This window comes from Acinetobacter sp. Ac_5812 (genome assembly GCF_013072695.1).
Classification (GTDB): domain Bacteria; phylum Pseudomonadota; class Gammaproteobacteria; order Pseudomonadales; family Moraxellaceae; genus Acinetobacter.
In genome coordinates, this window is record NZ_LXUK01000026.1 from 75,223 (window position 1) to 83,663 (window position 8,441).

The 8,441-nt window shown below is 42.2% G+C and carries 8 protein-coding genes; all 8 read right to left on the minus strand.

The window, feature by feature from the left end:
• Window positions 1–54 precede the first annotated feature (54 nt).
• Entirely contained in the window at window positions 55–993 is a 939-nt protein-coding gene (locus A7P55_RS20080; RefSeq protein ID WP_130139464.1) for an endonuclease NucS domain-containing protein, read from the minus strand.
• On the minus strand, window positions 993–2,171 hold the full coding sequence (locus A7P55_RS20085) for a restriction endonuclease subunit S (RefSeq protein ID WP_171553512.1): 1,179 nt from the start codon (window positions 2,169–2,171) through the stop codon (window positions 993–995). The genes A7P55_RS20080 and A7P55_RS20085 overlap by 1 nt, the downstream gene beginning before the upstream one ends.
• Complete coding sequence (locus A7P55_RS20090; protein WP_171553513.1) at window positions 2,161–3,684, minus strand: type I restriction-modification system subunit M; 1,524 nt, start codon at window positions 3,682–3,684, stop codon at window positions 2,161–2,163. Before A7P55_RS20090 ends, A7P55_RS20085 begins: the two co-directional genes overlap by 11 nt.
• On the minus strand, window positions 3,684–4,304 hold the full coding sequence (locus A7P55_RS20095) for a restriction endonuclease subunit S (protein WP_057104322.1): 621 nt from the start codon (window positions 4,302–4,304) through the stop codon (window positions 3,684–3,686). The genes A7P55_RS20090 and A7P55_RS20095 overlap by 1 nt, the downstream gene beginning before the upstream one ends.
• Before the next feature lie 45 nt (window positions 4,305–4,349).
• Window positions 4,350–4,640, minus strand: coding sequence for a hypothetical protein (locus A7P55_RS20100; RefSeq protein WP_057081899.1), 291 nt, complete (start codon window positions 4,638–4,640; stop codon window positions 4,350–4,352).
• 210 nt (window positions 4,641–4,850) lie between these two features.
• Entirely contained in the window at window positions 4,851–5,063 is a 213-nt protein-coding gene (locus A7P55_RS20105) for a helix-turn-helix transcriptional regulator (RefSeq protein WP_171553514.1), read from the minus strand.
• 48 nt (window positions 5,064–5,111) lie between these two features.
• Entirely contained in the window at window positions 5,112–5,876 is a 765-nt protein-coding gene (gene istB / locus A7P55_RS20110) for an IS21-like element helper ATPase IstB (RefSeq protein ID WP_016167552.1), read from the minus strand.
• Window positions 5,873–7,207: an IS21 family transposase gene (gene istA, locus A7P55_RS20115; RefSeq protein WP_212750025.1), complete on the minus strand. Its 1,335-nt coding sequence runs from the start codon at window positions 7,205–7,207 to the stop codon at window positions 5,873–5,875. The genes istB and istA overlap by 4 nt, the downstream gene beginning before the upstream one ends.
• Window positions 7,208–8,441 lie beyond the last annotated feature (1,234 nt).

Consider the following 8,441-nt stretch of genomic DNA (forward strand, 5'->3'; position numbering starts at 1 on the left):
TTAATATTTTGTGACGCCAAACATGATCAATCAGCGCCAAATTTCACTTTTGCATTAGCTTTTATTGAGCTTAAAACTCAACTGATAACGATAAAACTCAATATTCTGAGCCACACTCAAAGCACGACGAATTCTTAGGTCATCTTCTAAGGCAATGATCACGCCTTTCACTTGCTGATCTGCCTCAGCCAACTCATCTTTGACATAGCCCATATAGCGTTGAATTTGCCCCACAACACGATCACTTGCACGACCACGTTTTAACTCAACAACAAGCAATGTCTTTTTATCCTTACTGATTGCCAAAATGTCGATAGGACCTGTATCCGATGGATACTGCTGACCGACCAATTGACCTTCTTCAGTATAGATATCGTATGTTGCCCCCAACTCAGTTTTAGACCAATTCTCTACCAAGAAATGTTCTAAATGCTTTTCTAAAGCAAAAGCCGTTGGGTCTTCGAGCACTTCATCAGGCTCGAGATGCTCAACTGTTTCTTTACCATCAATAAGCGTTTTAAGCTCTTCTGCATACTTGGTGATATTACAAACCGCACCTGCTGATCCCGATGAATTTTTCAACTCTTGAGACATCATTTCTCTAGGTAAAGTCTGTTCAAACCATTCAACTTTTCTGCGATGGCTTAGTTCACCAGAAGGCACGTAGTAATAGTCTGAAATGACTTTACCCACTAAGTAATGACCATCCCCACGAGGTGTAAGAATGATGTCTCCTTGTTTAATCCCTTTAGAAAGGGTATGCAACATGCCACATGCTAAGCCTGCTGAAATCTTAGTTTTGTCAGGTAAAGCTTCAAGATAAACAGGAATAAAACGATGATTAAACTCACGCCAATCATCAGGTAAGTCATGTGTTAAGTCTTGGTCAATGTTCCAGTTGGCGGCAATAAAGCCGCCCTCTAGAAACTCTTGCGCAAATACAGACTTCGCACCTGCCATAATGCGGTAATAGCCAGGATTGATTTGCATCATTAGGCAGCCACCTTGACACGTTTTTTACCTGTCAAAAGTTGTTGCATGAGTGCTTTTTTCTCTTGCTGTAAACAATCAAGTTTTTTTTGCAAGGTTTCAATTTCTTGATCCGCTAGAGAAAGAACTTCCGCAATTTGTTGTTGTTCCTTCTTATTTGGTAGAGGAATTACCAAATTTGAAAAAATTGAAATCCAATGTCGTTGATGCCCTCCAACAGTGAATTGCAACATTTGCATTGCTTCAAATACAAATTTAATTGAAACCCCTTTTTTAGCAGTCAAGATTTTCATGGCACTTGATTTTGCTTTAAATGGAAAGTTCACATATTTACTATCAGTTGTAAAATCATCAAATATAATTACAGGCAATTGATCTTGATAAATCCCTGAACTCTCATTGGTATAACCCAAAATAAATGTTTTACCTGCTGTTAAAACAGGGGTTTCATAACTATCACTATAAGCAGTAGATTCCACCAAATAAGGTGTTGGCTGTTGATAGTCAAGAAGTAAGCCTAATTCAATACGTTGCCATTCATCACTGAACTTTACCCCATTTTCATCAAGCAAACGCTTCTTACCCGTCAGCAACTGTTGCATCAACGCTTTTTTCTGCTGTTGGCTATTTTCAAGCAATCTTTCAGTAGCCGAAATCGCTTGATCCCAACTGGAAATGATTTCGGCAATTTTTTGCTGTTCTTTTAGCGGTGGAATCAATCCAATAACCGAACAAAGTCTGTCAGGTGAAGTATGTTTAACTTTTGTTCCTGTTGATTGTTCAGTAATTTGCTTCCTGATCGAAGGCGAATTAAAAAATAAATACAGAAAGTCTTTACAAACTTTTTCTTGATTTAATATTTGAACCAAACCCAATCGCTGGTTATGCAGATAACGATTATTCTCAGGAACGAAAAGTGCACTACCTAGCAGTCCTTCAGCTTGTTCAGTCATAGCTAAAAGCATATCACCTTGGCTAAGTATGTACCCATCAGGAATATCTCCGATATAGTACTTTGTCTTACTTCCTTGATCACGAAACCCTCCAGTTTCGTAGAAACTACCTGGTGTTAGTAAAACATATTGCCCTTTATCAGAATAAAATTCACTTTTGAATGCAAAGCCGTGTTTAATAGTGATTAAATGTGTGAGATCACTTTTCTCCCATCCATTAGGCACCATAACCCAACTCCTCTAAATACTTCGCCATTTGAACTTCAAGCTCAGCAAGTTGAGTCTTTAACTGCTCACGCTCAGCACGTACAGCTACCAAATCAATCTCAGCTTCTTCTTCAAAGGTATCCACATAACGAGGAATATTCAGGTTGTAATCGTTGTCTTTCACTTCCTGCAAAGTCGCTAAATACGCATACTTATCTACACTTTCACGAGCACGATAGGTTGCAATAATCTTGGCAATATTGTCTTCAGTTAAATTGTTTTGATTTTTACCTGACTTAAACTCACGGCTTGCATCAATAAACAAAACCGAATCATCAGACTTTTGCTTTTTGAAAATTAAAATCGCAGCAGGAATACCCGTACCGTAGAAGAGCTTTTCAGGTAAACCAATCACCGCATCTAACAAGTTTTCGTTTATCAACTTCTCACGAATCTTCCCTTCAGACGAACCACGGAATAACACACCATGTGGAACCACAACACCCATACGACCCGTAACAGGTTTTAGCGTTTCAATCATGTGTGAGATAAACGCATAATCACCTTTGGTCTTTGGTGGTAAACCACGACGGAAACGATCAAACTTATCATTTTCAGCTTGCTCATAACCCCACTTGTCTAATGAGAATGGTGGGTTTGCGGTCACGATATCAAACAGCATCAAGTCGCCATTTTTATCCAATAATTTTGGATTACGAATGGTATCTCCCCACTCAATTTTATGATTATCTTCACCATGCAAGAACATGTTCATCTTCGCCAATGACCAAGTTGAACCAATCGCTTCTTGCCCATAAAGTGCATATTCTTTGCTATCGTGATTCGCTACAACTTTACGACCACATTTCATTAATAGTGAGCCAGAACCACAGGCAGGGTCACAAATGCTGTCGCCTTTTTGTGGGTCAAGTAACTCTGCAATTAAGTCCGATACTTCAGGTGGTGTATAGAATTCACCTGCTTTTTGACCACCACTCGCGGCGAAATTTTTAATCAAAAACTCATAACCGTTGCCAATCACATCAAGTAAACCTACACGGCTTGGTTTCAGATCTAAATCCTTAGAAGCAAACACTTCAAGTAAGTCTTTCAGAATCGTATTCTTTTGTTTTTCTTCACCCAATTTATCGGTATTAAACGAGATATCTTGGAAAACGCTTTTGCCTACATCTTTGAGCTTTGTACCATTGGCTTCTTCAAGTGCATGCAAAGCCATATCAATACGTTCACCATTGCCGGGTTCAAAGCGACGCTCATGCAAGGTATAGAAATTTGATTCACGAGGCAGGACAAAACGCTCGCTTTTCATTAATTCTTCGATGAGCTCAGGTTCATCGCCATGTTCATTTTTATAATTATCGTAGTGATCTTGCCATACATCAGAGATGTACTTTAAGAATAACATCGTCAAAATATAGTCTTTGTAGGTATCTGCACTCACCGTGCCACGGAATACATCACATGCCGACCAAAGGGCTTTATTGACGGTATCTTGATTGATTTGAGTAACCATTATTTGTTTCCTTGGAGCAGTTGTTTAAACATGCCCATCATCATTTGTTCACGATTTTTAAGTAATTGTTGGGTCAAGATCTGCTCTTGCTCCCAAATACGGTTTAATTCGATTATGCGTTGCTGAATATCCAAGCTAGGGATTTCAACTTCAAACTGGTTGACTGTAGATACGCTAAGCATTGGCATCTTAGAGCCCTGACTTTCTTTCCGTAACTCGTATTGCACATGAGGTTGGTTTAAGTACCAGCATAAGTATTCAGGCACTACATTTTGATTTGGCATTATTATCAAAAACTGGCTACTCACAATTAAGGGTAATGCTTTTGATTGATCTTGATTGCCTACAAAATAATGTGCCTTGAGATACTCTCCACGACAGGGCAGCAACACAGACTCAGGCGACACGATTGCGTTATCTTTACCTTGCCAATCAATTTGCGGTAAAGCATCTGCAAAAAGCGTATAACTACATGTATCCGTTGCTATGTTACGAATGTCTTTGATCTGCAATACGTGGGCATTGCCAGACTCAACTTCCTCGATCTTTTCTCGAAATGTAAAGCCTGTACGAATCTCTGTAAGGTCGCTCAGTTTTAAGAATCTCTTTAACTTTGCCATAAATATTTACTCAGAAAGGGATTGAGCCATCCTTGGCTCACATATTTAAGAAGCTTTGCCTAAGTTTTCTTTAAGCCAAGTAGTAACATCTTTCATTCCCTTTGAATCAAGGTTGTACCAAGCTGCCTCATTTTGTAAGCGAGTCACTAATAAGCCATCATTACCATCCATGACTTTGAATAATTCCTCTGCAATTTGTGATGGTGTTTTTTCAGAGACAATTAACCAACATGACTCCAGTGGATGACACCAATTGCCTAGAGACCTAATTTTTTCATAAAGCTCATCATAGTTACGTTGTTTACGCAGGTCATAATTGATCTGATATACTTTCATTTGTTCTGAACTCCTAATATTTAGTCGTGTTAATGGTTTTGAACTCGATGACAGGCGGCCACCTGTCATCCTTATTTTTTGCAGTAGAACATCTATTCAAACCAGCTAAATAGCATATTATGTTGCTGATAGTACTATGTCAATTAAAATTACAGTAGATTATCTACGTTTTTTATTTAATTTATAACCTTTTGTTAAATAATTAATTTTCTAAAAGTTCGGTAATAAGTGTTGAGGATGAATCTTCAATATTTTTGCAATCTCATATAGTTTTTCGACAGTTAGATTTACTTCCCCACGCTCAATTCTTCCCATGTAGCTCCTATCTATAGAGCACTGTAGGGCCACGAACTCTTGAGTCATGTTTAACTCTATTCTTTTATTACGGATTAATTTCCCAATTTTTATAGATAATTCTGACATGTTCGGCGTCAACTATCTTGGCCGGTTCGCGTCAATTATGATGGCCGGTTAGGTTTTCTCATTTTTCCTACTTCCAGCTTGTTTTAACTGATGTTGTTTTCGATAGCTTTCTCCTTCTAATTCTATAATTGTCGCGTGGTGGATCAGCCGATCTATGGCCGCTACCGTCATCATGCTGTCTGGGAAGATCTGATCCCATGCACTAAACGGGTGATTGGCTGTGATGATCAGGCTACCGCTTTCATATCGATGCGCGATAAATTCAAACAGTACCTGGGTTTCTGCATCGGTTTTTTTCACATAACCAATGTCATCAATGATGATCACCTGATACTTATCCAGCTTGCTCATCTCGCTCATCAGATCCAGTTCGCGCTTGGCTTGTTGTAACTGTTGTACCAAGCCAATGGCTGGAAACAGTTTGCAGCGTATGCCTTGCTCAATCAGCCGGTAACCCAATGCATTGGCTATGTGTGTTTTGCCGGTGCCACTGGGGCCAATCAGCAGGATATTATCGGCGTGATGTGCCCAGGACAGGTCTTGGTGCAACTTGGCGATGAGCGCTTGATTTGTCCGGCTGAGCACGCTGTTATCCAGAGTGCTTAAGGTTTTTCCCGGTGCCAGCCTCCCTTCGCGTACCCAGCTTTGTGTGCGCCGTGTAAAGCGCTCTGCGAGCTCGTATTCGCATAATGCCGCAAGGTAGTCACTGTGCGACCAGCCTTTTTCTACCGCGGTTTGCCAGAGTTTTTCATAGTGCCTGACGAACGCCGGCAGCCTTAATTCTTTGAGCAGTAATGCAACGGAGGAAGTCAAAATGGCACCTCCACATCGTGTTTCGCCTGTGCCTTTAATGACGTTAGCAGTGCATCATAACTTTGCAGGTTATGTTGCTTTGTCTTAATGTCTGGTGCGCTTTGCGGGGTGTAAAAGCGCTCCTGAATGGTTTTGGCACTTTCAAACAGACCGGCTCTGGCCTCTTGCAACAAGGTCTCTCCCAGCTCTTGTTCGCTATCGTATTCGCTCGCCAGCCATAACACCGTGACTATCCATTTACAGGCATCCTGTGCTGGTAACGCATCATCCACTAACTGCCACAACTGCCGGTAATTGTCGTCAGGTAAGATATCATCCCGCAGTTGCGAGTAACGAAACGCCTGCGGTTTAGCGGCCAGTGAGCGGATAATATGCCGGTAGTTGATACAACGTGCACGGCTTTGGCCGAGGGCCGGGTAAATTCGTGGCAAGGTCAGCGCCACTTGCTGGCCCACATAGAGCACCAGTTTGTTATGATACAGCCGTACTTGCAGGCGTTCGCCAATCAGTCGTGATGGCACGCTGTACACCACCCGGCGCACTTCAATGGTGGCACTACGGGTGACTTTAATGCTCAGCAAGGTGTAATCAACAGCATCATATTCCGGTAAGGCTTGCAGGGTTTGCTGTTCTTCTAAAAAGCGGCTGCGTGAGCGCTGGTTTAGCTTGCCGACGATTTGATCAATAAAGGCCTGGTAGGCTTCGATACTGTCAAAGTCACTGTGGCCGCGAAGTAGCAGGTGCTGCGCCAGACGGCGTTTAAATGAGCCATTAGCGCACTCCACTACGCCGTTCTCATGCGATTGCCCCAGGTTATTGCGCGTTGGCGTCATGTTGTAATGCTCGCACAAGTCCTGATAGGCATCTGTCCAGACATTTTGCGTATTGTTCCTGGCGGCACTGAGGCTATCGGTGCGATGCTCCACCGGACAGCCACCAGCCTGCGTCAGCGCACGCTGTAAACCGGTAGATAAGGCAGAATAGCTCTCACCACCCTGAACCACAGTGATGGAACGCCAGCCGCTATAAGCGAGGCGGAACTGATACAGCAAATGAGCAAAGGGTTGCTGCTTAATGGTGATCGGGCTATCAGGATGAGTAAAATCAGAGAAGCCCTGTAAACCGGGTTGAGCTTGCTGGCGGAAGATGACATCTTTCTCCGGGCCATGTAGTGCTTTCCATTTCTTAACCCGACGCTGCAATGTTCTCAGAATTCGCTGGTCATATTGGTTTGGATAGAGCGCCTGCAAATGCTCCAGCAAAGTAATAGGCGTAAGCTCTGGTTTAGCGTTTAAAAGAACAACTAGATCGGTTTCCCATACGGCTTCCAGTGGATCTTAGCGGGTGCGCCAATCTCTATCAGCTTTAGCGCGGGGTAAGGTGTTGGACTGCTCAATACGTCGGGCAGTGCGGGGGGAAATGGCAGACTTCGCAGCAGCGATTTCTTGAGTCATGCCTTGTTGGCGATGCTGCATATACAGCTCCTCTTGTCGGTGGGTGATATGTTGTCCAGGCACCTTGAACTCCGAACAGAAAACAAGGTACCTATTGTGACACCCAACCGGCCAAGATAATTGTCGTCAACCGGTCATCCTAATTGTCGCCGAACACAATAGTTCGTATAATGTGACTTATTAGACAGTTTACGTAGGGGCTATGTATGGATGCAGACTTTGGATATCAGATTAAAAGAGTTGTGAAATTAAGGGTTCACGAAAAACTGCAAATATAGGGCAAATCAGATTGTCTATACCCATAATTTAGAGCGCCCGAGCATCAGGAACTCACTGAAAGCAGACGTTTCTGAAAATAAACAAGGCACAGCGCTTGAAAATTTCGAGACATCAACGTTTTGCCAAAAGGCTAAAAATGCGTGCACTACTCATTTCGCATTTAAAGAGAGCATCGGTTATTAGGCAATAACGATGTGGCCAAAATTTGTCGACCACTACACTATCTCGTAAACGAGTTTGATAGACGTCAACTAGTACGTATTTTTAGTGTAAGGTCATATTAATGCACGATGCTAAACTCTGCTGTGAGCTAGGTAGGATGTATAAATACCATAAATATTTCAATGCTTTACTTTTTAAAGCTCAAGTGAGTTACTCAGTTCCGACTGTTGGTGGCAGATTTGGAATCTCGCGATTTGTCTTAAATGTCAGCCAAGCAAGTCTCTCGCTAATAAAGTGTTGACTATCCCTGACAAAGTAACAATTTCTTGCCATAATCAGACTTAAGCACTTTACTTAGAGTGTATGTGCGCCGCTTAATGCATCAATGCTGCTAATTCCCTGATTGACATCAATCACTTTGTTTCCTGTTTGATACTCTGAGATAAACAAGATCGAATGATGCAAAAGGGGACTATTTAAATACTGAGGGAACAAATGGCAGTAGATTTGAGCATAGAAACCGCTCTGCTCCTAGAGCGCTGGCAAGGCATTGTAAACTCGATGGCTCAAGTCGCGGAAGTGCCTTGTGTGCTGATTAATCGATTAGATAAAAACGAAATTTGTCAGGCTGTTGGCAGTGTGTCAGTACGGGGTTTGGGGAGCAATGGAA

Coding starts and splice junctions, on each gene's coding strand:
- A7P55_RS20080 (WP_130139464.1), bottom strand. CDS start 993: ATGATGCAAATCAATCCTGGCTATTACCGCATTATGGCAGGTGCGAAG.
- A7P55_RS20085 (WP_171553512.1), bottom strand. CDS start 2,171: ATGGTGCCTAATGGATGGGAGAAAAGTGATCTCACACATTTAATCACT.
- A7P55_RS20090 (WP_171553513.1), bottom strand. CDS start 3,684: ATGGTTACTCAAATCAATCAAGATACCGTCAATAAAGCCCTTTGGTCG.
- A7P55_RS20095 (WP_057104322.1), bottom strand. CDS start 4,304: ATGGCAAAGTTAAAGAGATTCTTAAAACTGAGCGACCTTACAGAGATT.
- A7P55_RS20100 (WP_057081899.1), bottom strand. CDS start 4,640: ATGAAAGTATATCAGATCAATTATGACCTGCGTAAACAACGTAACTAT.
- A7P55_RS20105 (WP_171553514.1), bottom strand. CDS start 5,063: ATGTCAGAATTATCTATAAAAATTGGGAAATTAATCCGTAATAAAAGA.